The sequence below is a fragment of the Geodermatophilus maliterrae genome (genome assembly GCF_041018925.1).
Lineage (GTDB): Bacteria > Actinomycetota > Actinomycetes > Mycobacteriales > Geodermatophilaceae > Geodermatophilus > Geodermatophilus maliterrae.
This window is the reverse complement of the sequence record NZ_JBFNXQ010000049.1, coordinates 1-25,688: the sequence shown is the minus strand read 5'-3', so window position 1 is coordinate 25,688 and position 25,688 is coordinate 1. Positions and strand designations below refer to the sequence as shown.

Annotated in this window: 28 protein-coding genes; 20 read left to right on the top strand and 8 right to left on the bottom strand. The window is 75.9% G+C overall.

What is annotated here, in order from left to right; translation table 11 throughout:
* Positions 1-19 precede the first annotated feature (19 nt).
* Positions 20-1,384: a bifunctional tetrahydrofolate synthase/dihydrofolate synthase gene (folC, locus tag ABQ292_RS15495; RefSeq protein ID WP_369207933.1), complete on the top strand. Its 1,365-nt coding sequence runs from the start codon at positions 20-22 to the stop codon at positions 1,382-1,384.
* Positions 1,381-1,800, top strand: coding sequence for a DUF4233 domain-containing protein (locus ABQ292_RS15490; RefSeq protein WP_369207931.1), 420 nt, complete (start codon positions 1,381-1,383; stop codon positions 1,798-1,800). The genes folC and ABQ292_RS15490 overlap by 4 nt, the downstream gene beginning before the upstream one ends.
* A 14-nt stretch (positions 1,801-1,814) precedes the next feature.
* Here the strand turns inward: ABQ292_RS15490 and ABQ292_RS15485 are convergent, their stop codons facing one another.
* Together ABQ292_RS15485 and ABQ292_RS15480 are read right to left on the bottom strand one after the other, a co-directional pair.
* Positions 1,815-2,351 carry a Clp protease N-terminal domain-containing protein gene (locus tag ABQ292_RS15485; RefSeq protein WP_369207929.1) on the bottom strand — a complete coding sequence of 179 codons (537 nt, stop codon included), beginning with the start codon at positions 2,349-2,351 and terminating at the stop codon, positions 1,815-1,817.
* A 1-nt stretch (position 2,352) separates the two neighbouring features.
* Positions 2,353-2,574: a helix-turn-helix domain-containing protein gene (locus tag ABQ292_RS15480; RefSeq protein WP_369207927.1), complete on the bottom strand. Its 222-nt coding sequence runs from the start codon at positions 2,572-2,574 to the stop codon at positions 2,353-2,355.
* A 73-nt stretch (positions 2,575-2,647) separates the two neighbouring features.
* On the opposite strand from ABQ292_RS15480, the gene ndk reads away from it, so the two are divergent.
* The 14 genes from ndk (at position 2,648) to ABQ292_RS15410 (ending at position 16,882) form a co-directional block, all read left to right on the top strand.
* Complete coding sequence (ndk, locus tag ABQ292_RS15475; RefSeq protein WP_369207925.1) at positions 2,648-3,070, top strand: nucleoside-diphosphate kinase; 423 nt, start codon at positions 2,648-2,650, stop codon at positions 3,068-3,070.
* Positions 3,071-3,119: 49 nt separating this feature from the next.
* Positions 3,120-3,971, top strand: a complete 852-nt coding sequence (locus ABQ292_RS15470) for an ABC transporter ATP-binding protein (RefSeq protein WP_369207923.1) — start codon at positions 3,120-3,122, stop codon at positions 3,969-3,971.
* Positions 3,931-4,086, top strand: a complete 156-nt coding sequence (locus ABQ292_RS15465) for a hypothetical protein (protein WP_369207921.1) — start codon at positions 3,931-3,933, stop codon at positions 4,084-4,086. Before ABQ292_RS15470 ends, ABQ292_RS15465 begins: the two co-directional genes overlap by 41 nt.
* Positions 4,086-4,859 (top strand): ABC transporter permease, encoded by a 774-nt coding sequence (locus ABQ292_RS15460; protein WP_369207919.1) that lies wholly within the window; start codon positions 4,086-4,088, stop codon positions 4,857-4,859. The genes ABQ292_RS15465 and ABQ292_RS15460 overlap by 1 nt, the downstream gene beginning before the upstream one ends.
* A complete protein-coding gene (locus ABQ292_RS15455) occupies positions 4,856-5,677 on the top strand; it encodes an ABC transporter permease (RefSeq protein ID WP_369207917.1) in 822 nt (273 codons plus the stop codon). Before ABQ292_RS15460 ends, ABQ292_RS15455 begins: the two co-directional genes overlap by 4 nt.
* A 55-nt stretch (positions 5,678-5,732) precedes the next feature.
* Positions 5,733-7,661 (top strand): TIGR03960 family B12-binding radical SAM protein, encoded by a 1,929-nt coding sequence (locus tag ABQ292_RS15450; RefSeq protein ID WP_369207915.1) that lies wholly within the window; start codon positions 5,733-5,735, stop codon positions 7,659-7,661.
* A complete protein-coding gene (locus tag ABQ292_RS15445) occupies positions 7,661-8,428 on the top strand; it encodes a TIGR03936 family radical SAM-associated protein (protein ID WP_369207913.1) in 768 nt (255 codons plus the stop codon). The genes ABQ292_RS15450 and ABQ292_RS15445 overlap by 1 nt, the downstream gene beginning before the upstream one ends.
* Positions 8,429-8,700: 272 nt before the next feature.
* Positions 8,701-11,994 carry an Rne/Rng family ribonuclease gene (locus ABQ292_RS15440; protein WP_369207911.1) on the top strand — a complete coding sequence of 1,098 codons (3,294 nt, stop codon included), beginning with the start codon at positions 8,701-8,703 and terminating at the stop codon, positions 11,992-11,994.
* A 190-nt stretch (positions 11,995-12,184) separates the two neighbouring features.
* Entirely contained in the window at positions 12,185-12,496 is a 312-nt protein-coding gene (gene rplU, locus ABQ292_RS15435) for a 50S ribosomal protein L21 (protein WP_369207909.1), read from the top strand.
* A 7-nt stretch (positions 12,497-12,503) separates the two neighbouring features.
* Entirely contained in the window at positions 12,504-12,758 is a 255-nt protein-coding gene (gene rpmA, locus ABQ292_RS15430) for a 50S ribosomal protein L27 (protein ID WP_369207907.1), read from the top strand.
* Between the two features lie 148 nt (positions 12,759-12,906).
* Positions 12,907-14,412: a GTPase ObgE gene (gene obgE, locus ABQ292_RS15425; protein ID WP_369207905.1), complete on the top strand. Its 1,506-nt coding sequence runs from the start codon at positions 12,907-12,909 to the stop codon at positions 14,410-14,412.
* Positions 14,409-15,530, top strand: coding sequence for a glutamate 5-kinase (proB, locus tag ABQ292_RS15420; protein WP_369207903.1), 1,122 nt, complete (start codon positions 14,409-14,411; stop codon positions 15,528-15,530). The genes obgE and proB overlap by 4 nt, the downstream gene beginning before the upstream one ends.
* 12 nt (positions 15,531-15,542) lie before the next feature.
* Positions 15,543-16,028, top strand: a complete 486-nt coding sequence (gene def / locus ABQ292_RS15415; RefSeq protein ID WP_369207901.1) for a peptide deformylase — start codon at positions 15,543-15,545, stop codon at positions 16,026-16,028.
* Between the two features lie 71 nt (positions 16,029-16,099).
* Entirely contained in the window at positions 16,100-16,882 is a 783-nt protein-coding gene (locus tag ABQ292_RS15410) for an isocitrate lyase/PEP mutase family protein (RefSeq protein WP_369207899.1), read from the top strand.
* Positions 16,883-16,924: 42 nt separating this feature from the next.
* On the opposite strand, the gene ABQ292_RS15405 is transcribed toward ABQ292_RS15410, so the two are convergent.
* Positions 16,925-17,230 (bottom strand): antibiotic biosynthesis monooxygenase family protein, encoded by a 306-nt coding sequence (locus tag ABQ292_RS15405; RefSeq protein ID WP_369207897.1) that lies wholly within the window; start codon positions 17,228-17,230, stop codon positions 16,925-16,927.
* Positions 17,227-17,886, bottom strand: coding sequence for a maleylpyruvate isomerase family mycothiol-dependent enzyme (locus ABQ292_RS15400; RefSeq protein ID WP_369207895.1), 660 nt, complete (start codon positions 17,884-17,886; stop codon positions 17,227-17,229). Before ABQ292_RS15400 ends, ABQ292_RS15405 begins: the two co-directional genes overlap by 4 nt.
* 72 nt (positions 17,887-17,958) lie before the next feature.
* Between ABQ292_RS15400 and ABQ292_RS15395 the strand changes: the two genes are divergently transcribed.
* Positions 17,959-18,405, top strand: a complete 447-nt coding sequence (locus tag ABQ292_RS15395; RefSeq protein WP_369207893.1) for a MarR family winged helix-turn-helix transcriptional regulator — start codon at positions 17,959-17,961, stop codon at positions 18,403-18,405.
* Here ABQ292_RS15395 and ABQ292_RS15390 read toward each other — a convergent pair.
* Genes ABQ292_RS15390 through ABQ292_RS15375 form a run of 4 tightly spaced genes read right to left on the bottom strand, consistent with a single transcriptional unit; the run spans position 18,396 to position 21,613 of the window.
* Positions 18,396-18,818, bottom strand: a complete 423-nt coding sequence (locus ABQ292_RS15390; protein WP_369207891.1) for a Fur family transcriptional regulator — start codon at positions 18,816-18,818, stop codon at positions 18,396-18,398. The genes ABQ292_RS15395 and ABQ292_RS15390 overlap by 10 nt on opposite strands.
* On the bottom strand, positions 18,815-19,840 hold the full coding sequence (locus tag ABQ292_RS15385; RefSeq protein ID WP_369207889.1) for a metal ABC transporter permease: 1,026 nt from the start codon (positions 19,838-19,840) through the stop codon (positions 18,815-18,817). The genes ABQ292_RS15390 and ABQ292_RS15385 overlap by 4 nt, the downstream gene beginning before the upstream one ends.
* Position 19,841: 1 nt before the next feature.
* On the bottom strand, positions 19,842-20,666 hold the full coding sequence (locus tag ABQ292_RS15380) for a metal ABC transporter ATP-binding protein (RefSeq protein ID WP_369207887.1): 825 nt from the start codon (positions 20,664-20,666) through the stop codon (positions 19,842-19,844).
* The gene (locus ABQ292_RS15375; RefSeq protein WP_369207885.1) at positions 20,663-21,613 is read right to left on the bottom strand and encodes a metal ABC transporter substrate-binding protein; all 951 of its coding nucleotides are present in this window, start codon (positions 21,611-21,613) and stop codon (positions 20,663-20,665) included. Before ABQ292_RS15375 ends, ABQ292_RS15380 begins: the two co-directional genes overlap by 4 nt.
* 65 nt (positions 21,614-21,678) lie before the next feature.
* Here ABQ292_RS15375 and ABQ292_RS15370 point away from each other — a divergent pair, with 65 nt between their 5' ends.
* The 3 genes from ABQ292_RS15370 to ABQ292_RS15360 are packed head-to-tail and all read left to right on the top strand — an operon-like array spanning position 21,679 to position 25,297.
* Positions 21,679-22,932 (top strand): glutamate-5-semialdehyde dehydrogenase, encoded by a 1,254-nt coding sequence (locus ABQ292_RS15370; protein ID WP_369207883.1) that lies wholly within the window; start codon positions 21,679-21,681, stop codon positions 22,930-22,932.
* A 29-nt stretch (positions 22,933-22,961) separates the two neighbouring features.
* The gene (locus ABQ292_RS15365) at positions 22,962-23,849 is read left to right on the top strand and encodes an AAA family ATPase (RefSeq protein WP_369207880.1); all 888 of its coding nucleotides are present in this window, start codon (positions 22,962-22,964) and stop codon (positions 23,847-23,849) included.
* A complete protein-coding gene (locus tag ABQ292_RS15360; RefSeq protein ID WP_369207878.1) occupies positions 23,849-25,297 on the top strand; it encodes a vWA domain-containing protein in 1,449 nt (482 codons plus the stop codon). The genes ABQ292_RS15365 and ABQ292_RS15360 overlap by 1 nt, the downstream gene beginning before the upstream one ends.
* The last annotated feature ends 391 nt before the right edge of the window (positions 25,298-25,688 follow it).

Below are 25,688 nucleotides of genomic sequence, written 5' to 3'. Positions count from 1 at the left end.
GGCTGGCATCCTGGGGAGGATGAGCAGCACAGGTCCGGGCGGCGACGCCGAGCTCGCCCGCGTCGAGAAGGCGCTGCTCGCGCGCTGGCCCGAGACGCGCCTGGAGCCCTCCCTCGGCCGCATCGCCGCGCTGGTCGACCTGCTCGGCTCCCCGCACCGCGCGATGCCGGTCGTGCAGGTCGCCGGCACCAACGGCAAGACGACGACGGCGCGCATGGTCGACGAGCTGCTGCGCGGCTTCGGCCTGCGCGTCGGCCGGTTCACCAGCCCGCACCTGCAGTCGATGCGCGAGCGGATCGTCCTCGACGGCGAGCCGGTGAGCGCCGAGCGGTTCGTGGCGACCTACGACGACGTCGCGCCCTACGTCGACATGGTCGACGCCGCCGGCGAGCACCCGATGAGCTTCTTCGAGGTCGTGGTCGGCATGGCGTACGCGCTGTTCGCCGACGCGCCGGTCGACGTCGCCGTGGTCGAGGTCGGCATGGGCGGGACGTGGGACGCCACCAACGTCGTCGACGCGCGGGTCGCCGTCGTCACGCCGGTGGCGCTCGACCACGCCGAGTACCTCGGCCCCGACGTCGCCACGATCGCCGGGGAGAAGGCCGGGATCATCAAGCCCGACGCGATCGCCGTCCTCGCGCGGCAGGAGCCGACCGCCCTGGACGTGCTGGTCCGCCGCGCCGTCGAGGTGGAGGCGGTCGTGGCGCGGGAGGGCACCGAGTTCGGCGTGCTCGACCGGCGGGTCGCCGTGGGCGGGCAGCAGCTGCGGCTGCAGGGTCTGGGCGGGGAGTACGGCGACGTCTTCCTGCCGCTGTTCGGCGCGCACCAGGCGCAGAACGCCGCCACCGCGCTGGCCGCCGTCGAGGCGTTCCTCGGCGCCGGGGCGACCACCGGCACGATCGACGTGGAGACGGTGCGCACCGCCTTCGCCGCCGTGCGCTCGCCCGGCCGGCTGGAGCGGGTGCGCACCAGCCCGACCGTGCTGGTCGACGCCGCGCACAACCCCGCGGGCATGGCCGCCACCGTCGACGCGATCCGCGAGTCCTTCGACTTCACCCGGCTGGTCGGCGTGGTCGGGGCGGTGCACGGCAAGGACGTGTCCGGCATGCTCGCCGCCCTCGAGGACGTCTGCGCCGAGCTGGTGGTGACCCAGAACAGCTCCTCGCGGGCGATGCCGGCGGACGAGCTGGGTGCGCTGGCCGTCGACGTCTTCGGCGCCGACCGCGTCAGCGTCTCGCCGCGGCTGCCCGAGGCCCTCACCGAGGCGATCGAGCTGGCCGAGGCCGGTCCGGACGACGCCCTGGGTGGCTCGGGCGTGCTGGTCACCGGCAGCGTGATCACCGCCGGCGAGGCGCGCACCATCCTGGCCGGGGGCAGGACGTGACCGCGCCGGACCCGGTCCGCGCGGCGAAGGCGCTGCGCGGCGTGGCCGCGGCGGTGCTGCTGCTCGAGGGCATCGCGGTGCTGTTCGTGCCCCGCGCGATCGCGCAGACCGAGGCGGGCCTGGGCGGTGTCCGGCTGACGACCCTGCTCGTGCTGGCCCTCGTGCTCATCCTGGCCAGCGGCGTCCAGCGCCGGCCGCGGGGGCTGGAGATCGCCACCGCGCTGCAGGTGCCGCTGCTGCTCACCGGGCTCATCGACGCCGCGATGTGGTTCGTCGGCGGGGTCTTCGTGCTCATCTGGCTCTACCTGCTGCAGGTGCGCAAGGACCTGCTCGGCTCGCCGTTCGCCGAGCCGGCCGCCGGCGACCGACCCGGGCCGGCGCCCGGCGACCGACCCGGGCCGGCGCCCGGCGACTGACCCGGGCCGGCGGCTCAGGCGGCCGACGCGCCGTCGAGCCCCTGCCGCAGCCGGACGACGTCGGTGCCCAGCTGCCGCAGCACCCGCTCCACCACCGGGTCGGCGACCGCCAGGACGCCGACGACCAGGTGCCCGGTGTCGATGACCCGGTGGCGGCGCCGGCGTGGCTGGGCCACGACGTGCCGGAGCGCGGCCTCCAGCACCCGCTTGGCACCGTCGGTGAACGGGGCGTGCCCGGTGCGGACCCGCCGTCCCCGGTCGAGCGCACCGGGGCCGAAGGCGGACTCCGCCGCGGCGCGCACCCGGTCCAGGTCGATCCCGACGGCGGCCAGGGCGTCGGCGTCCAGCTGCCCACCCGACCGGGTCAGCGCGTCGCGGACGGTCGCGTGGTCGAGACCCACGGACCGCAGGACCGCACCGCCGCGGCCGGGGTCGCGGGTGAGCGCGAGCAGGAGGTGCACCGGCTCGATCCGCCCGGTGCGCAGGTCACGGGCCTCCTCCTGGGCCACGACCACCGCGCGGCGGGCCTCCTGGGCGAAGCGTTCGAACACCTCAGACGTCCTTCCTGCTCCGGGCGTGCTCCGTGTGGACGGCCCGCCGGCTGACGCCGAGGGCCCCGGCGATCCGCTGCCACGACCAGCCGCGCGCCCGCGCGTTGCCGACCTGCAGCACCTCGAGGCGCTCGGCAAGCTCGCGCAGCGCCCGGACGGCCCGCAGGCCGGTGTCCGGGTCGTCGGCCGCGGCGGCGGTGGGAACGGCGGGAGGAGGGGCCATGCGTCAACTGTGGTTGACGATGCCCGAGATGTCAACCGGGGTTGACGCGGACCGTCCCGTAGTCTCCGGCACCGTGTCTGCACCCACCGCTGAGCGCACCCTCGTCCTGGTCAAGCCCGACGGCGTCGCCCGCGGCCTGGTCGGGGAGGTCGTCTCCCGGCTCGAGGCCAAGGGCCTGCGGCTGGTCGCCGCCGAGCTGCGCACCCTGACCCGCGACGTCGCCGAGCAGCACTACGCCGAGCACCGCGAGCGGCCGTTCTTCGGCTCGCTGGTCGAGTTCATCACCGGCGGCCCGCTGCTGGCCCTCGTCGTCGAGGGCCCGCGGGCGATCGAGGCCTTCCGCGCGCTGGCCGGCGCCACCGACCCGGTCAAGGCCGGGCCCGGCACCATCCGCGGCGACCTCGCCCTCGAGGTGCAGAACAACATCGTGCACGGCTCGGACTCGCCGGAGTCCGCCGCCCGCGAGGTCGCGCTCTTCTTCCCCGCCCTCGGCTGAGGAAACCGGCTGGACCCCGCCCCCGGGACCGCCGGTAGCGTCGCCGACCGTGGGGGAGGTCGTCCGGGCCCGGGGCCTGGTGAAGCGCTTCGGCTCCTCCACCGCGGTCGACGGGATCGACGTCGACATCGCGCCGGGGGAGGCCTTCGGCTTCCTCGGGCCCAACGGCGCCGGCAAGAGCACGACGATGCGCATGATCGGCGCGGTCTCCCCGCCGACGGCCGGCGAGCTGCGGATCCTGGGCATGGACCCCGCCGTCGACGGCCCGGCCATCCGGGCCCGCCTCGGCGTCGTGCCGCAGACCGACAACCTCGACCTCGAGCTCACCGTCGCGGAGAACCTGCTCGTCTACGGCCGCTACTTCGGTCTGCCGAGGGCCACGGTGCGCGAGCGGGCCGCCGAGCTGCTCGACTTCGTCCAGCTCACCGACCGGGCCGGCGACCGGGTCGAGCCGCTGTCGGGCGGGATGAGGCGGCGGCTCACCATCGCCCGGGCGCTGGTCAACGACCCCGACGTCGTCCTGCTCGACGAGCCCACCACCGGCCTGGACCCGCAGGCCCGGCACGTCCTGTGGGAGCGGCTGTACCGGCTCAAGCAGCGCGGCGTCACCCTCGTGCTCACCACGCACTACATGGACGACGCACTACATGGACGAGGCCGAGCAGCTGTGCGACCGGCTCGTCGTCATGGACCGGGGCCGGATCGCCGCCGAGGGCTCGCCGGCCGAGCTGATCGCCACCTGGTCCACCCGCGAGGTGTGCGAGCTGCGCTTCCCGCTGACCGAGGGCACACCCGGCCCGGCCGCGCACGCCGAGGCGCTGGCGCCGCTGGTGGCCCGGGGGGTCGCCGAGCGGCTGGAGGTGCTGCCCGACCGGCTGCTGCTCTACACCGCCGACGGTGACGCCGCGCTCTCGGCGGTGCTCGCCGAGGGCGTCCACCCGGTGTCGTCGCTGGTCCGGCGCAGCTCGCTGGAGGACGTCTTCCTGCGCCTGACCGGCCGGACCCTGGTCGACTGATGCCCGGCCCGGCCGCCTGGTCGCTGTTCCTGCAGCGGCTGACCGCGCACCGCCACCACTGGCGCAGCAGCGCGATCGGCAGCGTGCTCGAGCCGGTGCTCTTCCTCGCCGCGATGGGCCTGACGCTGGGCACCCTGGTCGACCGCGGGCCGGGGCTGCCCGGCGGCGTCGGCTACCTGGCCTTCCTCGCGCCGGGCCTGCTGGTGGCCGCGGCGATGCAGACGGCCACCGGCGAGTCGAGCTACCCGGTGCTCGGGGCGATCAAGTGGGACCGCACCTACGACGCGGTCCTGGCCACCCCGGCCCGCCCGGCCGACCTGGTGGCCGGCCACCTGCTCTACGTCGCCTTCCGGGTGACGACGTCGGCCGCGGCCTTCCTCGTCGTCCTGCTGGCCTTCGGCGCCGCGGGGAGCCCGCTGGTGGTGCTCACCGTGCCGGTCGCCCTGCTCACCGGGCTGGCCTTCGCCGCGCCGGTCACCGCCATGGCCGGCCGGCTGGAGGAGGACTCGGCGTTCGCCGCGCTGCAGCGGTTCCTCCTCGTGCCGGTGTTCCTGTTCTCCGGCACCTTCTTCCCGGTCGGCCAGCTGCCGACGGTCCTCGAGTGGGTCGCCTACGCGACGCCGCTGTGGCACGGGGTCGCGTTCGCCCGCGACCTCGCCCTCGGCACCCCCGGGGCGGGGACGGCGCTGCTGCACGCCGGCTACCTGACGCTGTGGATCGTCGCCGGCACGTGGCTGGCCACCCGCACGCTCACCCGGCGGCTGGTCCGGTGAGCGCCCGGACCTCGCCGTCGCTGCTGCTGCGGGTCGTGCCGCTGTACCCGCTCTCGCCCCGCCGGGCCGGCACCCTCGTGCACCGCAACCTGCTGGTGGCCCGCCGCAACTGGGTGGTGTTCGCCTCGGGCTTCTTCGAGCCGTTCTTCTACCTGCTGTCCATCGGCGTCGGCATCGGGGGGCTGGTGGGCGACGTCGTCACCGACGGCGGCACCGCGCTGAGCTACCAGCAGTTCGTGGCCCCCGCGCTGCTGGCCTCGGCGGCGATGAACGGCGCGGTCTACGACGCCGTCTTCAACCTCTTCTTCAAGCTGCGCTACGCCAAGCTCTACGACGCCGTGCTGGCCACGCCGGTCTCGGCCGCCGACGCCGCGGTGGGGGAGACGGTGTGGGCGCTGCTGCGCGGGGCGGCCTACTCGGCGGCGTTCCTGCTGGTGATGCTGGTGCTGGGGCTGGTCGGCTCGTGGTGGGCGGTGCTGGCGCTGCCGGCCGCCGTCCTCATCGGGTTCGCGTTCGCCGCGGTGGGCCTGGGGGCGACCACGTTCCTGCGCGGCTGGCAGGACTTCGAGTCCGTGCAGGTCGCCGTCCTGCCGCTGTTCCTGTTCTCCACGACCTTCTACCCGCTGTCGACCTACCCCCGCCCGCTTCAGCTGGTCGTCGAGTGCACCCCGCTCTACCACGGCATCGAGCTGGTCCGGGGCGGGGTGACCGGCGCCGTCGGGTGGTCGCTGCTGGGCTCGGCGGCCTACCTGCTGGTCATGGGCCTGGCCGGGCTGGCGGTCGGCGCGCGGCGGCTGGAGCGGCTGCTGCTGTCCTGACCCCGCCCGCCGCGGGGCCCTCGGGCCGGCGGGCGGCGTCTACCCTGGACCGGTCATGACTGGACAGAGCCTCTACCCCCGTCTCGAACCGCTGCTGGCCCAGGTGCAGAAGCCGATCCAGTACGTCGGCGGGGAGCTCAACGCGCAGGTCAAGGCGTGGGACGACGTCGCCGTGCACTGGGCGCTGATGTACCCCGACGCCTACGAGGTGGGGCTGCCCAACCAGGGCCTCATGATCCTGTACGAGGTGCTCAACGAGCGTCCCGACGCCCTCGCCGAGCGGACCTACGCCGTCTGGCCCGACCTGGCCGCGCTGATGCGCGAGCACGGCGTCGGCCAGTTCACCGTCGACGCGCACCGGGCCGTGCGCGACTTCGACCTGCTCGGCGTCAGCTTCGCCACCGAGCTCGGCTACACCAACCTGCTCGAGGCCCTCGACCTCGCCGGGGTCCCGCTGCACGCGGTCGACCGCGACGAGACCCACCCGGTCGTCGTGGCCGGCGGGCACGCGGCGTTCAACCCCGAGCCGGTCGCCGACTTCGTCGACTGCGCCGTCCTCGGCGACGGCGAGCAGGTCGTCGGCGACGTCACCGACGTCGTCGCCGCCTGGAAGGAGCAGGGCCGCCCCGGCGGGCGCGAGGAGCTGCTGACCCGCCTCGCCCGGGTCGACGGCGTCTACGTGCCGCGCTTCTACGCGGTCTCCTACGGTCCCGACGGCGCCATCGCGGCCGTGACCCGCACCCGGGACGACGTGCCCGCGCGGGTCGGCAAGCGCACCGTCATGGACCTCGACGAGTGGCCCTACCCGAAGACGCCGCTGGTCCCGCTGGCCGAGAGCGTGCACGAGCGGATGAGCGTGGAGATCTTCCGCGGCTGCACCCGCGGCTGCCGCTTCTGCCAGGCCGGGATGATCACCCGCCCGGTGCGCGAGCGGACGATCACCGGCATCGGCTCGATGGTCGACCAGGGCCTGCGCGCGACCGGCTACGAGGAGGTCGGGCTGCTGTCGCTCTCCAGCGCCGACCACTCCGAGATCGGCCAGGTGGCCAAGGAGCTCGCCGACCGGTACGAGGGCACCAACACCGGGCTGTCGCTGCCCTCGACCCGCGTCGACGCGTTCAACGTGACCCTGGCCAACGAGCTGTCCCGCAACGGTCGGCGGTCGGGGCTGACCTTCGCCCCCGAGGGCGGCAGCGAGCGGATCCGCCGGGTGATCAACAAGACCGTGTCCAAGGAGGACCTGGTCCGCACGGTCACCACCGCCTACGCCAACGGCTGGCAGCAGGTGAAGCTCTACTTCATGTGCGGCCTCCCGACGGAGACCGACGAGGACGTGCTGGAGATCGCCGACCTGGCGGTCGAGGTCATCCGCGCCGGCCGCGAGGCCAGCGGGCGCCGCGACATCCGCTGCACCGTCTCGATCGGCGGGTTCGTGCCCAAGCCGCACACGCCGTTCCAGTGGGCCGCGCAGGCCGGTGCCGAGACCATCGACCACCGGTTGAGGGTCCTGCGGCAGGCCATCAACGCCGACCGGCGGATCGGCCGCTCGATCGGGCTGCGCTACCACGACGGCAAGCCGGGTGTGGTCGAGGGCCTGCTCTCCCGCGGTGACCGCCGCGTGGGCCGGGTGATCGAGGGCGTCTGGCGCGACGGCGGCCGCTTCGACGGCTGGAGCGAGCACTTCTCCTACGAGCGCTGGGCCCGGGTGGCCGCCGCGGAGCTCGCCCCGTACGGGGTGGACCTGGACTGGTTCACCACCCGCGAGCGCACCCAGGACGAGGTCCTGCCCTGGGACCACCTGGACTCCGGGCTGGACAAGGAGTGGCTCTGGGACGACTGGCAGGACGCCCTGTCCGAGGAGGAGGTCGCCGACTGCCGGTGGACCCCCTGCTACGACTGCGGGGTCTGCCCGACCAACGGCACCGAGATCCAGATCGGTCCCACCGGGCGCAGCCTGATCCCGCTCACCGTCGTCGGCCGGTAGTGGCCCGCCAGCCCGAGGGGCCGCCCCCGCCGCCCACCGTCCAGAAGCTGCGGCTGCGCTACGCCAAGCGCGGCCCGCTGCGCTTCGCCTCCCACCGCGACCTCGCCCGCGCGCTGGAGCGGGCCCTGCGCCGCGCCCGGGTGCCGATGGCGTTCTCCGCCGGGTTCAGCCCGCACCCGAAGATCAGCTACGTCGGGGCGGCGCCGACCGGGGCGGCCAGCGAGGCCGAGTACCTGGAGATCGGCCTGGCCGAGCGGCGGGACCCCGAGGAGGTGCGGGCGGCGCTGGACGCCTCGCTGCCCACCGGTGTCGACGTGCTCGAGTGCGTGGAGGCCGCCGAGGGCGGCGGGTCGCTGGCCGACCGGATCGACGCCGCCCGGTGGCGGGTCGAGATGCCCGGCGTCGAGCCGGCCGAGCTCGCCGCCGCGGTGGCGGCCCTCCTGGCCCGGGACGAGGTGCTCGTGGCCAAGCGCACCAAGAACGGCCTGCGCGACGTGGATGCGCGGGGTCCGGTGGCCTCGGCGTCCGCGGGCGGGGAGGCAGGTTGTGCCATACTGCACGTGGTCGTCCGGCAGGTGACGCCCGCCGTTCGACCCGACGACGTGGTGGCCGCACTCGCTGCCGTCGCCGACCTGCGCCCGCCGTCGCCCCCACGGGCCGTGCGTGAGGCGCAGGGCCGGCTCGACGACAGCGGGACCGTGGCCGATCCGCTCGGTCCCGACCGAGTGACGCGCACCCGCTGCCAGGGGGAGCACGCCGCGGTCTGACCGGCGAGCCCGGGGGCTCCCGCGCCGTCGAGCGGCACGGCTGCCAGACGTGACGCCCCGACCCGGCACCACCCGAGACCACCGCACCACCGCACCACCTGCAGTCCGGCCCCGGCCGCGGCGACCACCGCCCGGGACCGACCCCAGACTTCGCAGGCCGAGCTCACCGCCGCACCCCGTGCGGTCGCCCGGCCCGCCCAACCCGTGCTCCTGCGCGGCCGCCTGTCCTCCCCGACCGGCGCCCGGGAGCACCACACAGGAGGCGAGCCCTCGTGGCCGACCAGGACAGCGACACCACCGGAGACCGGACCGCGGCGGACCCCACCGCGACCGTCGGGACCCCGGTCCGCGACCCGGCGGGGGAGGGACCCGCCGGGGACACCCCCGCCGAGGCCCCGGCGCAGGCCACCGATCCCGACCGGGCCGAGCCGGACGCCGACGGGATCGAGCCCGGCGGGTTCGAGCCGGACGGCATCGAGCCGGAGGGGATCGAGCTCGCCGCCGGCCAGCCGGCCGAGCCCGACGCGGACCGGACGGACGCGGCCGAGCCGGACGAGGCGCCGTCGCCGTTCGGCGCCGAGTTCAGCTCGCCGGAGCCGACCGCCGTCATCGCCCGCCCCCGCCGGCGGGCCACCCGGCCGGCCGGCGCCGCCGACCCCGGCACCTACACGCCGCCCCCGCCGGTGGCCCCCGCGGTCCCGGCCTTCGTCAGCTTCGTGGCGCCGCTGGAGACCGAGGTGCCGCCGGCGACCCGCCGGCGCAGCCGCCGTCCGCTGCCGGAGTCCCCGGACGTGGAGGACGTCGCCCCCGACGAGGAGGCCGAGGAGATCCCGGCGCCGCGCTCGCGCCGCGGCCGGTCGCGCCGTCGCGGCGGGGACGCCGACACCGTGACCCCGGCCGCCGACGCCGACGAGCAGGACCTCCCGCCGGCCGCCGACGTGGACGCCGAGGACACCGACCTCGACACCGACACCGGTGACGACGCCGACCGCGACGACACCGGTGACGACGCCGACCGCGACGACACCGGTGACGACGGCGCGGCGGGCAGCCGCCGCCGCCGCCGGGGGCGCCGGGGCCGCGGCCGTGGCCGCACCGGTGAGGACGCCGGCGAGGAGACCGACGACGACGGCGACGGCCGGGCCGACGGGCGCGTCGACGAGGACACCTCGGACGACGACACCGAGGACGAGGACACCGACGCCGACGAGGCGGCCGAGGGCGACGACGCCGAGACCGGCTCGAGCACCCGCCGGCGCCGCCGTCGCCGCCGCCGCGGCGGGGAGGCCGCCGGCGAGAGCGTGACCGACGACGACGACCGCCCCGAGCGGGCCGGCCGCACCGGACGCACCACCAGCGACGAGGACGTCCGGGGCGTCGCCGGATCCACCCGGCTGGAGGCCAAGCGCCAGCGCCGCCGCGAGGGCCGCGACACCGGCCGCCGCCGCGCGCCGATCCTGACCGAGGCGGAGTTCCTCGCCCGGCGGGAGGCCGTCGATCGGCGCATGGTCATCCGCCAGCGCGGCGAGCGCACCCAGATCGCCGTCCTCGAGGACGGGGTGCTGGTCGAGCACTACGTCACCCAGGCACAGGCGACGTCCTTCGCCGGCAACGTCTACCTGGGCCGCGTGCAGAACGTGCTGCCCAGCATGGAGGCGGCGTTCGTCGACATCGGCAAGGGCCGCAACGCCGTCCTCTACGCCGGCGAGGTCAACTGGGAGGCCGCGGGCCTGTCCGGCAAGCAGCGCTCGATCGAGCAGGCGCTCAAGTCCGGTGACAAGGTGCTCGTCCAGGTCACCAAGGACCCGATCGGCCACAAGGGCGCCCGGCTGACCCAGCAGGTCAACCTGCCCGGCCGGTTCCTCGTCTACGTGCCCGGCGGCTCGATGACCGGCATCAGCCGCAAGCTGCCCGACACCGAGCGGCAGCGGCTCAAGGACGTCCTCAAGAAGATCGTCCCCGAGGACGCCGGCGTCATCATCCGGACCGCCGCGGAGGGAGCCTCGGAGGAGGAGCTCACCCGCGACGTCGCCCGGCTGCAGGCGCAGTGGGAGGTCATCAGCCAGAAGGCCGGGTCGAGCAGCAACGCGCCGACCCTGCTCTACGGCGAGCCCGACCTGGCCATCCGGGTCATCCGCGACGTCTTCAACGAGGACTTCTCCGAGCTCGTCGTCCAGGGCGACGACGCCTGGGACACCGTCGAGGCCTACGTCGCACACGTCTCCCCGGAGCTGTCCGGGCGGCTGGTGCGGCACGTCGGCGAGGGCGACGTCTTCCGCGACCTGCGCATCGACGAGCAGCTGACCAAGGCGCTCGACCGCAAGGTGTGGCTACCCTCGGGCGGCTCGCTGGTCATCGACCGCACCGAGGCGATGACCGTCGTCGACGTCAACACCGGCAAGTTCACCGGGTCCGGCGGCAACCTCGAGCAGACCGTCACCCGCAACAACATGGAGGCGGCCGAGGAGATCGTCCGCCAGCTCCGGCTGCGCGACATCGGCGGCATCATCGTCATCGACTTCATCGACATGGTGCTCGAGAGCAACCGCGACCTCGTGCTGCGCCGGCTCACCGAGTGCCTGGGCCGCGACCGCACCAAGCACCAGGTGGCCGAGGTGACGTCACTGGGCCTGGTGCAGATGACCCGCAAGCGGGTCGGGCAGGGCCTGCTCGAGGTCTTCTCCGAGCCGTGCGAGCACTGCCGCGGCCGCGGCGTCGTCGTGAGCACCGAGCCCGTGGACGACCGGCGCCGCGGCGGCAACGGCTCCGGCGGCTCCGGCGGCTCCGGCGGCTCGGGCAGCCCGGGTGGCGCCGGCGGCAACGGCGGCCGGCGGGACCAGGGGCGCAAGGACGACCGCAGGGACGCCGACCGCAAGGAGGCCGTGGTCGAGGTGACCGCGCCGTCCGGCGGGGACGCCGCAGCCGAGGGCGGCGGCGCCGACGCGACCGAGGTCGAGGGACAGCGCTCGGGCGGCCGCCGCCGCGGGCGCCGCAACCGCGGCCAGGCCGGTGAGGAGCGCGCCGCCGAGGACGCGGCGGCGCTGGCCGCCGCCTCCGGCGGGATCGACACGGACGACGCCGGCACCGACGGCGTGGCGCCCGGAGCCCCCGACACCGCCGAGGCCGAGGTGACGATCCAGCTCGGCGCCGAGGTGCCGGGCGCGGAGGTCATCGAGCCGGGGACCGCCGAGCCGGGGACCGCCGAGCCGCAGGTCGCCGAGCTCGGGACCGCGGAGCCGGCGACCACCGGGCCCGAGCCGGTGATCGAGGAGCCCACCGCGTCCCAGCTCGCGGCCGACCCCGTCGTGCCCGAGCCCACCGCGACCGCGGGGCCCACGGCCGAGCCGGCCACCGTCGCGACCCCCGAGCAGGTGTCCGGCACGGACCCGGACGACGAGGACGACGAGGACGAGCGGATCCCCGCGTCGGCCGGTCCCGACGACCCGGCCCCGTCGACCGACCCGCACGCACCCGGCGTCCCCTCCGGCGACGGCGCCGGGCCGGCCGGGGGACGTCCGCGCCGCCGTCGCGCGGCCAGCCGCCCGGCCGGTCCGCCGGCCTCCTGACCCTCCCGGCGGCCGGGGCCACGTTCGACCCGGTCCTGGCCGCTCGGGTACGCTGGTCGGGTTGCACCGCCCCGGCTCGGGCCCTGCCCGGGACCGCGGAGGCGGTGCGGCCCGTCCAGCACCCGGTGCCCGCGCCGGGGTGCGTGCAGGACGCAGCGCGGGACAGACAGCAGCGATCGAGGAGTCAGTGGTGTACGCAGTCGTGAAGGCCGGTGGCCGGCAGCACAAGGTGGCCGTGGGCGACCGGTTCACGGTCAACCGTCTCGCCGGTGAGGCGGGCGACACCGTCACCCTCCCGGCCCTGCTCCTGGTCGACGGCGAGACCGTGACCAGTGACGTGCAGGCGCTCGCGGGCGTGACCGTGACCGGCGAGATCGTCGGCCACGGCAAGGGCCCGAAGATCCGCATCCACAAGTTCAAGAACAAGACGGGCTACCACAAGCGGCAGGGGCACCGTCAGCCGCTGACCGACGTGGTCGTCCGCGACATCACGAAGGGCTGACGACGACATGGCACACAAGAAGGGCGCCTCGTCCTCCCGCAACGGCCGCGACTCCAACGCCCAGCGCCTCGGCGTCAAGCGCTTCGGCGGCCAGGTCGTCAAGGCCGGCGAGATCATCGTCCGCCAGCGCGGCACCCACTTCCACCCGGGCCTGGGCGTCGGCCGCGGCGGCGACGACACGCTGTTCGCCCTCGCGCCCGGTGCGGTCACCTTCGGCACCCGGCGCGGTCGCAAGACCATCTCGATCACCACGGTCGACTGAACGAGGACCCCGTCGCCCCCACCGCTCGCACGCTCGCGGCGGGACCCTGCGACGGGGCCACGTCCACACGCACCGCCACGAGCGCACGGGCCGGCCGGCCCGTGCGCTCGTCGGCGTTCGGCACGCAGTGAGCAGGTAGAGGCAACAGATGGCCACGTTCGTCGACCGCGTCGTCGTGCACGTCGCCGCCGGCAACGGCGGTCACGGCGTGTCGTCGGTGCACCGTGAGAAGTACAAGCCCCTCGGCGGTCCCGACGGCGGCAACGGCGGGGACGGCGGCGACGTCGTCCTCGAGGTGGACCCCAACGTCCACACCCTGCTGGACTTCCACCACCACCCCCACCAGAAGGCCGGCAACGGCCGCCCGGGCGCCGGCAGCAACCGGCACGGCGCCCGCGGCGAGCAGCGCGTGCTGCGCGTCCCCGAGGGCACGGTGGTGAGCACCCCGGACGGCCGGGTCATCGCCGACCTCGTCGGCGCCGGCACCCGGGTGGTGCTGGCCGCCGGCGGCAAGGGCGGCCTGGGCAACGCCGCACTGGCCAACCCCCGCCGCAAGGCGCCCGGCTTCGCGCTGCTCGGCGAGCCCGGCGAGGCCTTCGACGCGGTGTTCGAGCTCAAGAGCGTCGCCGACGTCGGCCTGGTCGGCTTCCCCTCGGCGGGCAAGTCCTCGCTGATCGCCGCCATGTCCGCGGCGCGGCCGAAGATCGCCGACTACCCGTTCACCACGCTGGTGCCCAACCTCGGCGTCATCCGGTCCGGCGACGTCGTCTACACGATGGCCGACGTGCCCGGCCTGATCCCCGGCGCCTCGACCGGCAAGGGCCTGGGGCTGCAGTTCCTCCGCCACGTCGAGCGCTGCGCGGTGCTGGTGCACGTCGTCGACATGGCGACCCCGGAGCCCGGCCGCGACCCCGAGAGCGACATCGAGGCCCTCGAGCACGAGCTGGCCCTGTACTCCGAGGGCGCCGCCGGCGGCGACGGGCTCGACCTGGTCGGCCGCCTGCGGATCGCCGTCCTCAACAAGATCGACGTGCCGGACGGCCGGGAGCTGGTCGACCTGGTGCGGCCGTCGCTGGAGGCCCGCGGGCTGCGGGTGTTCCCGGTCAGTGCCGCGACGGGGGAGGGGCTGACCGAGCTCGGCTACGCGCTGGCCGCCGCCGTCGAGGAGCACCGCACCTCCCTGCCCGCGCCGGAGGCCGCCCGCGTCACCCTGACGCCGCGCGCGGTCGACGACTCCGGCTTCACCGTCACCCGCGACCCGGACGACGACGCGACGTTCGTCGTCCGCGGGGTCAAGCCCGAGCGCTGGGTCCGGCAGACCGACTTCACCAACGACGAGGCCGTCGGCTACCTCGCCGACCGGCTCAACCGGCTGGGCGTCGAGGAGGAGCTGGTCAGGCTCGGTGCGCAGGAGGGCGACATGGTCGTCATCGGCGACGTCGGCTTCGACTTCGTGCCCAGCCTGCCCGCGGGCAGCCCGATCGCCGAGGAGACCGCGGGCCTCGGCGGCCGCGGCACCGACAGCCGCATCGACGCCCCGCACCGCGTGCGGGCCGCCGAGCGGCTGGCGGCCAAGAGGGCCCGCCGGACGCCGTACGAGCTCACCGAGACGTGGGGGGACGAGGACCTCCCGGACGACGGGGACGGCACGTGAGCGCCCGCCCCGAGCTGTCCGGGGCCGCCCGCGTGGTCGTCAAGGTCGGCTCCTCGTCGCTCACCACGCTGCCCGGCGGGCTGGACCCGGCGCGGCTGACCGCCCTGGTCGACGTCCTGGCCGCGGTGCGCGCCTCGGGCCGCGAGGTGGTGCTGGTGTCCTCCGGCGCGATCGCCGCGGGGCTGGCGCCGCTCGGCGTCGAGGGCCGCCCGCGCGACCTCGCCACCGCGCAGGCGGCGGCCAGCGTCGGCCAGCTGCGGCTGGTGCAGACCTACGCCGACGCCTTCGACCGGCACGGCGTCACCGTCGGGCAGGTGCTGCTGACCGCCGACGACCTCACCCGGCGCAGCCACTACCGCAACGCCCGGCAGACCCTCGAGCGGCTGCTCACCCTCGGGGCGCTGCCGATCGTCAACGAGAACGACACGGTGGCCACCGAGGAGATCCGCTTCGGCGACAACGACCGGCTCGCCGCGCTGGTCGCCCACGTCTGCGCCGCCGACGCGCTGGTGCTGCTCTCCGACGTCGACGGCGTCTACGACGGCGACCCGCGCACCGGTCCCGCCCGGCTGCTCGACCGGGTCGCCGGGCCCGCCGACCTCGGCGCGGTCACCCTCGGCACCGCCCGGCGCAACGGCGTGGGCACCGGTGGGATGGCCACCAAGGTCGAGGCGGCGCTCATCGCCTCCGGCGCGGGCGTCCCCGTCGTCGTCACCTCGACCCCGCAGGCCGCCGCCGCGCTGGCCGGTGAGTCCGTCGGCACCCTCTTCGAGCCGCACGGCCGCCGCCCCTCGGGCCGGCAGTTCTGGCTGCGCTACGCCAGCCGGCCGCGGGGGCGGCTGCTGCTCGACGAGGGCGCGGTGCGCGCCGTCCGGGAGCGGTCGGCCTCCCTGCTGGCCGCCGGCATCACCGGCGTCGACGGCGACTTCCTCGCCGACGACCCGGTCGACCTGGTCGGCCCGGACGGCGCCGTCGTCGCCCGCGGGCTGGTCGCCTACGACGCCCGCGAGCTGCCCGACCTGCTCGGCCGGCGCACGCCCGACCTGGACCCGGAGTACCGGCGCGAGGTCGTGCACCGCGACGAGATGGTGCTGGTCGGGCGCCGGTCGGCCGGCTGAGAGACTGCCCGCGTGACGATCCGCCCCATCCGCGAGCTCGGTGACCCCGTGCTCCGCACGCCCGCCGACGAGGTGCGGGCCTTCGACAAGGAACTGGCCGCCCTGGTCCGCGACCTGCTGGAGACCGTCGACCACCCCGGCCGTGCCGGGCTGGCCGCGCCGCAGATCGGCGTCAGCGCCCGGGTCTTCAGCTACAACGTCGACGGCGAGATCGGCCACCTGGTCAACCCGCGGGTCGTCGAGCTGTCCGAGGAGACCCAGGACGGTGACGAGGGCTGCCTGTCCATCCCCGGCATCTGGGCGCCGACGGTCCGGGCGATGTCGGCCGTCGTCGAGGGGTTCGACGTGCACGGCGAGCCGCTGCGGCTGTCGGGCACCGGGCTGATGGCCCGCTGCCTGCAGCACGAGGTCGACCACCTCGACGGGAAGGTCTTCCTCGACCGGCTGGCCGGCGAGGCCCGCAAGGCCGCCCTGCGCGCGCTGCGCGACCGCAGGTGAAGGACCTCGTCCTTCCTCACCCCTCGCGAGCTCGGGGCGAGCCTCTGGACGAGGCCCTACTGTCGGGTCCCGTGACCGACCTCGCCACCCGCGCCCGCACCCTCCTCGACCTGCACACGGCCCCGGAGATCCTCGTCCTGGCCAACGTCTGGGACGTCGTCTCCGCCCAGGTGGTCGCCGGCACCGACGGCGTCCGCGCACTGGCCACCGCCAGCCACGGCATCGCCTCCACCTTCGGCTACGCGGACGGCGAGAACATCCCGCTCGACCTGCACCTCGACATGGTCGGCCGGATCACCGCCGCCGTGGACCTGCCGGTGAGCATGGACATGGAGGCCGGCTACGGCGACGCCGGCGAGACCACCCGCCGGGCCATCGGGAAGGGCGTCGTCGGGGGCAACCTCGAGGACCAGATGAAGCCGCTGGACGACGCCGTGGCCGCCGTCGAGGCGGTGCTGCGCGCCGGCCGCGACGCCGGGGTCGACTTCGTGCTCAACGCCCGCACCGACGCCTTCGTCCGCGCCGGGGCCGACGCCGACCGCGGCGAGGTGCTCACCGAGGCGGTCCGCCGCGGCCGCGCCTACCTCGGGGCCGGGGCGCCGGTGGTCTTCGTGCCCGGCGTGGTGGCCCGCGAGGAGGTCGAGGCGCTGGTCGACGGCCTCGGCCGCGGCAAGGTCACGCTGATCAGCGTGCCCGGCGCCTCGCTGCCGGCCCGCGAGATGCAGGAGCTCGGCGTCGCCCGGGTGTCCACCGGCCCGTTCACCCAGCGGGTCGCGCTCACCGCCCTGCAGGACGCCGCCGCCGAGATGGTCGCCGGTGGCACCCTCCCGGCCGGCACCCGCGCGCTCAACTGACCGCCCGCGGGCGGCGGTCACCCGGCCGCCGCCGGGACGCGGTCAGACGGCGACGCCGGCCCGGGGGAGCGCGAGGCCGCGGACGTCGAACGGGGTGACCACCGCGGCCGGGGGCGGCCGCCCCTGCAGCAGGTCGGCGACCAGCGGCCCGACGACCTCCGCGTCGTGGCGCTCGAAGTCCTCGCGCGACTCCCAGACCTCGATCACCTGGAACCCGTCCCCGGTCTCCCGCGCCAGGTGGACCAGCAGGCCGTCGACGGCCCCGCCGGTCCGCTCCAGCAGTGCCCGGTGGGCGGCGTCGTACAGCGCCACCGGCTCGGGCACGTCCATCGTCACGGCCCAGGTCACGGCGTCCTCCTCGTCGGGTCGTCGCGACGGCCCCGTGCCGCCGCGAGCTGGTGAGCGCCCTCCCCGGAGAGCCGGTCGAGCGCAGCGGTGCGGCCGGTGAGCAGCAGCAGCAGGTCGCCGGTCGTCCCCTCGACCGGCGCGCCGGTGCCGGCCCTCCAGCCGGAGTCGGTGGCGGTGAGCGCGAACCCCGCCAGCCGCCGCCGTGCCCGGAACGGGAAGCTCATCCCCCACACCCGGGTGGCGGCGGCGGCCGCGGCGGCGGGCGGCACCGCACGCTCGCGGCCCAGCGGGACGGCGACGTCCTGGCCGTGCACCAGCACGTCGATCAGCGGCTCGAGCGGGCTGACGAAGGCTGCCGTGCGCCGGGAACCGACCATCGCGCGGATCCGGCGCGCGTACTCCGGTTCGGGCAGGTGCGCGGCGCGCAGGGCGGTGTCCCGGATCATCCGGTCGAAGCTCCCGCGCGCCCGGACGGTGGCGACCACGGCCGCCGCCGGGCCCATCTGCGCGAGCGTCAGGTGGGCGGCCACGTCGCGGACCCGCCAGGCGTCGCAGAGCGACGGCGTCTCCCACTCGGCCGGGGACAGGTCGTCGAGCAGGTCGGCCAGGCTCGCCCGCTCGGTGTCGATGGTGCGCCAGACGTCGTCGAGGTCCACGGTGGCCTCCTCGGAATCGGTACGATCCTCTGACCATCTAGTCAGATCATCTGACCATCGTCAAGGGGTCCCGTGACCGAGTCCGACGAGGAGCGCCAGAACCTCGGCGTCCTGTGCTTCTACCCGCACCGCGCCATGGAGGCCCGCATCCTGGCCGCGCTCGCCGCCGCCGGGTACGACGACCTCACCCCCGCGCAGGGGCGGATCGCGGCGCGCATCGGGCCGCGGGGCACCCGGCTCACCGATCTCGCCGAGCAGGCCCTGGTGACCAAGCAGACGGCCGGTCACCTCGTCGACCAGCTGGCGCGCTCGGGCTACGTCGAGCGAGTGCCCGACCCCACCGACGCCCGCGCGCGGCTGGTGCGGATGGCCGAGCGCGGGCTGGCCGCCGTCGCCGTGGCGCGGCGGGTCGAGGTCGAGGTGGAGGCCGAGTGGACCGCCCACCTGGGCGAGGAGGCCACCGCGCAGCTGCGCGCGGCGCTCACCCGGCTGCGCGAGGTGACCGACCCCTACCGCTGAGCGGCCGTGCCGGCCGCGCAGCGGCTGCAGGTCCCGAACACCTCGAGCTGGTGCTGCACGTCGGCGAAGCCGTGCTCGGCGGCCACCCGGGCGGCCCAGCGCTCCACCGGCGGGTCGGCCACCTCCACCGTGCGCCCGCAGGAGCGGCACACCAGGTGGTGGTGGTGCACCGGCGAGCAGCGGCGGTAGGCCGCCTCGCCGACCTCGCTGCGCAGCACGTCGACCAGGCCGTCGTCGACCAGGGCCTGCAGCGCCCGGTAGACGGTGGCCAGGCCGACGGCGTCGCCGCGCTCGCGCAGCAGCGCGTGCAGGTCCTGCGCGGTGCGGAAGCCGTCGAGCTCGTCGAGCAGCGCCAGCACCGCCGTCCGCTGCCGCGTCTGCCGGCGGGCGGGGACCTCGGCCGGGCTGCTCACGAGCGCTCCGTCCGCGCCGGGACCGGCCGGCCGTCGCGCTCGCTGTGCTCGTCGTAGTGCACGCCCGTGCCGGTGTGGTGCGGTGCGTGCAGGTGGCCGTCGTGGTCGTAGTCGACGTGGTCGCCGTGCGGCACCGCCCGGTGCCCGCAGCCCTCGCCGTGCTCGTGCGGGTGGGCGGCGTGCACCTCCACCCGGCGGCCGTGCCGCCGTCGTGCGGTGGCGTCGCGCACCGTCACGGCCGTGGTGACGAGGAGGAACAGCGCGATGGCCAGCAGCACGATCGTGCCGCCCGACGGCGTCCCCGTGTAGTACGACGCCGCGGTGCCCGTGACGCTGACCACCACGCCGATCGCGCAGGCCAGGTGGAGGGTCTGGCGGAAGCTGCGGCCGACCAGCTGGGCGACGGCGCTGGGCAGGATCATCAGCGCGCTGATCAGCAGCAGGCCCACCACCCGCATGGACAGGACGACGGTGGCGGCGACCAGCGCGGCGAGCACCACGTTGAGCGGCAGCACCGGCAGGCCGACCGCGCGGGCGTACTCCTCGTCGTCGCTGACGGCGTAGAGCCGCGAGCCGAGCAGCCACACGACGCCCAGGACGACGACGGTGATGACGGCGAAGGCGGTGACGTCGCCCGCCGTCGTCGTGGTGATCGCGCCGAAGAGGTAGGCGTCGAGGTTGGTCGCCTGCCCGCGCGGGGCCAGCGACAGCAGCACCACGCCGCCGGCGATGCCGCCGTAGAAGAGCACCGCCAGGGCGACGTCGCCGCTGGTGCGCCCCCGGGCGCGGACCAGCTCGATGAGCACCGCGCCGAGGACGGCGGCCACCAGCGCCGTCCCCACCGGGGCGGTGGAGGTGAGGATGCCGATCGCGACGCCGGTCAGCGCCACGTGCCCGAGCCCGTCACCGAGCAGCGACAGCCGCCGCTGCACGAGGAAGACGCCGACCGCGGGAGCGGCCAGGCCGACCATGAGCGAGGCCAGCAGCGCCCGCTGCATGAAGCCGTACTGCAGCAGTTCCACGTCAGCGGCTCCCGTTGCGCACGCGGACGGCGTCGGGTGCCGGGCGCGGCTGGTCGAGGCGGTACCCGGGGACGAGCGGGCCGTCGTCCTCACCGGGGTGGTGGTGCCCGCCGGTGCCGGCGAGCGTCTCCGCGCCGGCCAGCGGGCCGTCGTAGGTGAGCCGGCCGGAATCGACCACCACCGCGCGGGAGAGCACCGCGGCCAGCGGGCCGGTCTCGTGCGTCACGACGACCAGTGTCGTTCCCCGCGCCGACACCCGTGCCAGCACGCCGGCCAGCGCCTCCTGGCTGCCGGCGTCGACCCCGGCGGTCGGCTCGTCCATGACCAGCAGCTCGGGCTCGGCGGCCAGCGCGCGGGCCACGAGCACCCGGCGCTGCTGCCCGCCGGACAGCGAGGCCACGGGGTCCTCCAGTCGGTCGGCCAGGCCGACGGCGTCGACGGCGTCGGCCACGGCGGCCCGGTCGCGCGGGCCCGGCCGGCCGAACAGCCCGAGCCGGGGCAGCCGGCCGACGCCGACCACCTCGCGCACGGTGGCCGGCATGGCGCCGCTGACGGTGTGCCGCTGCGGCACGTAGCCCACCCGGCCGCGCTCGCGCAGCCGGCCGACCGGGGCGCCGAGCACCTCGACGGTGCCGCCGAGGACGGCGGCCAGGCCGAGCAGGCCGCGGGAGAGGGTGGTCTTGCCCGAGCCGTTGGCGCCGAGGACGGCCAGCGCCTCGCCGCGCCGGACGGTCAGGTGCGCGTCCCGCACGATCGCCACGTCGCCGTAGCCGATGGTGGCGCCGTCGAGCCGGAGCGCGGTGTCGGCGGTGGAGCTGTCGGTCATGCGCAGGACTGGCCCGCGCGCAGGGTGGCCAGGTCGGCGCGCATGACCTCGAGGTAGTTGGCGCCGGCCGACTCGTCGGTCAGGCCCTCCAGCGGGTCGAGCACGGCGGTCTGCACGCCGGCCTCCCCGGCCACGGTCTCGGCGACGGCCGGGTCGACGAGGGTCTCGGTGTAGACGGTGGTCACCCCCTGCTCGCGGACCAGCGCGGAGATCTCCGCGAGCTGGGCGGCGCTGGGCTCCGACGACGGGCTGAGGCCGGTGATGCCGACCACCTCGAGACCGTAGCGGTCGGCGAGGTACCCGAAGGCGTCGTGGGCGGTGACCATCGTGCGGACGGCGCAGTCGGCCAGGCCCTGCTGCATCTCCGCGTCGAGCGCCTCGAGGTCGGCTCGCAGCGCGGCGGCGTTCTCCTCGTAGGTGGCCGCGCCGTCGGGGTCGACCTCGGCCAGCCGGCCGGCCAGGGCGTCGCCGACGTCGGCCAGCCGGGTCGGGTCGAGCCAGAAGTGCGGGTCGACGGCCTCCTCGTCCGCGTGCTCGGCGTGCTCCTCCTCGGTCTCGCCCTCGTGCCCGTGCGGCTCGGCGGTCAGCGACAGGTCCGCGGCCTGCCCGGCGTCCCAGGCGGCGTCGCCGGCCTCGGCGGCGGCGTCGTCGAGGGCGGGCTGGAAGCCCTCCAGGTACACGAGCAGGTCGGTCCCGGTCACGGTGGCCACGTCCTGCGGCGTGAGCTCCAGGTCGTGCGGCTCGGCGCCGGGCGGGGTCAGGGAGGTGACGTCGACGCGGTCGCCGCCGACGCGCTCGGCGGCCCACTGCAGCGGGTAGAACGCCGCGACGACGCCCACCCCGTCCGCGGCCGCCGCGTCGCCGCCCGAGGACCCGCAGCCGGCGAGCAGGAGTGCGGTGGCCGCGGCGGCGGTGGAGGCGACGGCGCGCGTCGAGGAGATGGTCATGAGAACCATTCTCACACGACGGCCGAGGGGGCCGGACGGGAGGCCCGGCGCGTATCCTGCGGGTCGTGTCCGAGGTCACCGAGCTGCCGCTCATCGGGGCCGCCGCCGCGCGTGCCCGCGCCGCCGCCCGGGTGCTGCGCACCCTCCCGACCGACGTGAAGGACGGCGCGCTCGCCGCGATGGCCGACGCGCTGGTCGAGCGCACCGACGAGGTGCTGGCCGCCAACGCGCTCGACGTCGAGGCCGCGGCGGCCGACGGGACGCCGGCGTCGGTGCTCGACCGGCTGCGCCTGGACGCCGGCCGGGTGTCCGCGGTGGCCGGCGCGCTGCGCGAGCTGGTGGCCCTGCCCGACCCGGTGGGCGACGTCGTCCGCGGCTCCCGGCTGCCCAACGGGCTCGAGCTGCGGCAGGTCCGCGTGCCCTTCGGCGTGGTCGGCATCGTCTACGAGGCGCGGCCCAACGTGACCGTCGACGCCGCGGGCCTGTGCCTCAAGAGCGGCAACGCGGCGCTGCTGCGCGGTTCGGCCTCGGCGTACGGCACCAACGCCGCGCTGGTCGCCGTCCTCACCGAGGCCGCCGAGAAGGCCGGGCTGCCGCCCGGGTCGGTCGAGCTGCTGCCCGCCGACCGCGCCTCGGTGGGGGAGCTGCTGGGCGCCCGCGGACTGGTCGACGTGGTCATCCCGCGCGGCGGCGCCTTGCTCATCCAGCGTGTCGTCCGCGAGGCCACCGTGCCGGTGATCGAGACCGGCGTCGGCAACTGCCACGTCTACGTCGACGCCTCCGCCGACGCGGCGATGGCCGAGGCGGTCGTGCTCAACTCCAAGACGTCGCGGGTGAGCGTGTGCAACTCCGCGGAGACGCTGCTGGTGCACCGCGACGTGCCGTTCCTCCCGCGGCTGCTCTCGGCGCTCGCCGACGCCGGCGTGACGCTGCACGGCGACGACGCGGCACGGGCCGCGCACGACGCCGTCGTCCCGGCCACCGACGAGGACTGGGCCGCCGAGTACCTGTCGATGGACATGGCCGTGCGGGTCGTCGACGACCTGCCGGCCGCCCTCGACCACATCGAGCGGTGGGGGAGCGGCCACTCCGAGGCCATCGTCGCCGACTCCGCCCGCGCCGTCGCCGCGTTCACCGCCGGGGTCGACGCCGCCGCCGTCCTGGTCAACGCCTCGACGCGGTTCACCGACGGCGGGGAGTTCGGCTTCGGCGCCGAGATCGGCATCTCCACGCAGAAGCTGCACGCCCGCGGCCCGCTGGGCCTGCCGGAGCTGACCTCCACCACCTACGTCGTCACCGGCAGCGGCCACACCCGCTGACCGCCGTCCGGTCGTCCCCGAGGAGCCGCATGCCCCGCCCGCCGTCGCAGTCGCCCCAGTTCTCCTCGGTCGCCGACGTGAGCAAGCGGCTGGCCACGGCCGGCTACCTGCCCGACACCCAGATCGCGACGACGGTCTTCCTGGCCGACCGGCTGGGCAAGCCGCTGCTGGTCGAGGGGCCGGCGGGGACCGGCAAGACGGAGCTGGCCAAGGCGCTGGCCGCGGCGACCGGGTCGGAGCTGATCCGGCTGCAGTGCTACGAGGGCCTCGACGAGTCGCGGGCCCTGTACGAGTGGAACTACAAGAAGCAGCTGCTGCGCATCCAGGCCGCGCAGGGCACCGACGGCGCCGACTGGCACACCGTGCACGACGACGTCTTCGGCGAGGAGTTCCTGCTCTCCCGGCCGCTGCTGACCGCCATCCGGCGCACCGAGCCGACCGTGCTGCTCATCGACGAGACCGACAAGGCCGACGTCGAGGTGGAGGGCCTGCTGCTGGAGGTGCTCAGCGAATTCCAGGTCACCATCCCCGAGCTCGGCACCGTGACCGCGACCCGCCGGCCGACCGTCGTCCTCACCTCCAACGCCACCCGGGAGCTGTCCGAGGCGCTCAAGCGGCGCTGCCTGTACCTGGCGCTGGACTACCCCTCCGCCGAGCGCGAGCGCGAGATCGTGCTCTCGCGGGTGCCCGACCTGGCGCCGGGGCTGGCCGAGCAGCTGGTGCGCACGATCCGCGCGCTGCGGGCGATGGAGCTGAAGAAGTCGCCGTCGATCTCCGAGACCCTCGACTGGGCGCAGACACTGCTCGAGCTGGGGTTGGACACCCTCGACGAGGCCGCGGTCCGCTCGACGCTCGGCGTGGTGCTCAAGCACGCCAGCGACCAGGACCGCGCCGCCGCCGAGCTGCGGCTCAACTGATGTCCGCACCGTCGTCGTCGGCTGCTCCGGGGGGTCTGGTCGGGCACCTCGACGGGTTCGTGCGGGCGGTGCGCGAGGCCGGCATCCCGGTGGGGATCAGCCAGGCCGTCGACGCCGCGGAGATCCTCACCGTGGTCGACCTGCTCGAGCGCGAGCAGCTGCGGCACGGGCTGGCGGCGGTGCTGCTGCAGCGGGCGTCGCAGCGGCCGGCCTACGACGTGCTGTTCGACCTGTGGTGGCCGCTGGCCGACCGCCCGGCGACCGGCTCGCCGGACGCCGACGCCGACGGGGAGCCCGGGGACGCCGACGGCTCGACGCTGACCCTGCCCGAAGGGCACGGGGGCGGTGACGAGCGCGACCTCGCCGAGCGGATGCGCGCCGAGCTGGCCCGGTTGCTGCTCGACGGCGACGACGAGGCGCTGCGCCGCCTCGCCCGGCAGGCGGTCGACCAGCTCGGCCGCGCGCCGGCCTCCCCGTCGGGACAGTCCTACTTCGGCTACCGGGTGATGCGGGCGCTGTCACCGGACACGCTGGTCGCGCAGCTCCTGGCCGGCCTGCTCGGCGACGGCGGGCGCGGCGGCCTGGCCGAGCAGGTGGCGCGGCAGACGGTGCGCGAGCGGCTGGCCGCCTTCCGGGCCGCGGTCGACGCCGAGGTGCGACGGCGGGCGGCGGCCGAGCGCGGGCGCGACCGGGTCGCCAGGAGTGCGGTGCGGCCGCTGGCCGACCAGGTCGACTTCCTGCGCGCGCAGCAGGCCGACCTCGCCGAGCTGCGGCGGACCGTGGCGCCGCTGGCCCGGCGGCTGGCGGCGCGGCTGTCGGCCCGGCGGCGGATGGGCCGCGTGGGCCGGCTGGACTTCCGCCGGACCGTGCGGGCCTCGCTGGCCACCGGTGGGGTGCCGGTGGTGACCCACCACCGGCCGCGCAAGGTGCACAAGCCGGAGCTGGTGGTGCTCTGCGACGTCAGCGGCTCGGTGGCCGGGTTCAGCCACTTCACCCTGATGCTCACCCAGGCGCTGCGCGAGCACTTCTCCGGCGTCCGGGCGTTCGCCTTCGTCGACGCCACCGACGAGGTGACGCGCTTCTTCCGGCCCGGCGCCGACGTCTCCGACGCGATCGCCCGCATCGGCCGCGAGGCCGACGTCGTGGCCTTCGACGGGCACAGCGACTACGGCAACGCCCTCGAGGTCTTCGCCGACCGCTGGCCGGCCGCGGTCGGGCCGAAGACGTCGCTGCTGGTGCTCGGCGACGGGCGGACCAACTACCGCCAGCCGGGGCTGCCCGTGCTCACCGACCTGGTCGAGCGGGCCCGCTCGGCGCACTGGCTCAACCCCGAGCCGCGGCGGCTGTGGGGGAGCGGTGACTCCGCGGCCGACCGGTACGGCGAGGTCATCGACATGGTCGAGTGCCGCAACGCCGCCCAGCTGGCCGACTTCGTCACCACGCTCTGAGCCCCGTCCGTCGGGTCCGCCCGCGGCCGGAGCCCGGCCGGCCCGCCCCGGAGCCCGTGAGCCGGGCGCAGCGGTCGGTCACGGCGACCCGTTACCGCTGACCCGGCCCCGCGGTCGCGCGTCGCACCAGAGGCCCGACACGCCCGGAGCGGCCGGTCCTGCGCCCGCTGCGTAACCGGTCGCGGGTCGTCGCGTTGACCAGCGTGGCGCCGGCCTGACGGCGCCGCCCGTCCCCCGTCCCCCCGGACGGGGCCGGATCGCCGCGACCGGCGGCACGGGGGTGCCGGTCGCGGCCGGCGGACGGTCCGGGCGGGCGGGGGGGGGGGCGCCCCCCCCCCCCCCCCCCCCGCCGCCGGCCCCCCCCCCCCCGCCGCCCCGCCCCGCCCCCCCC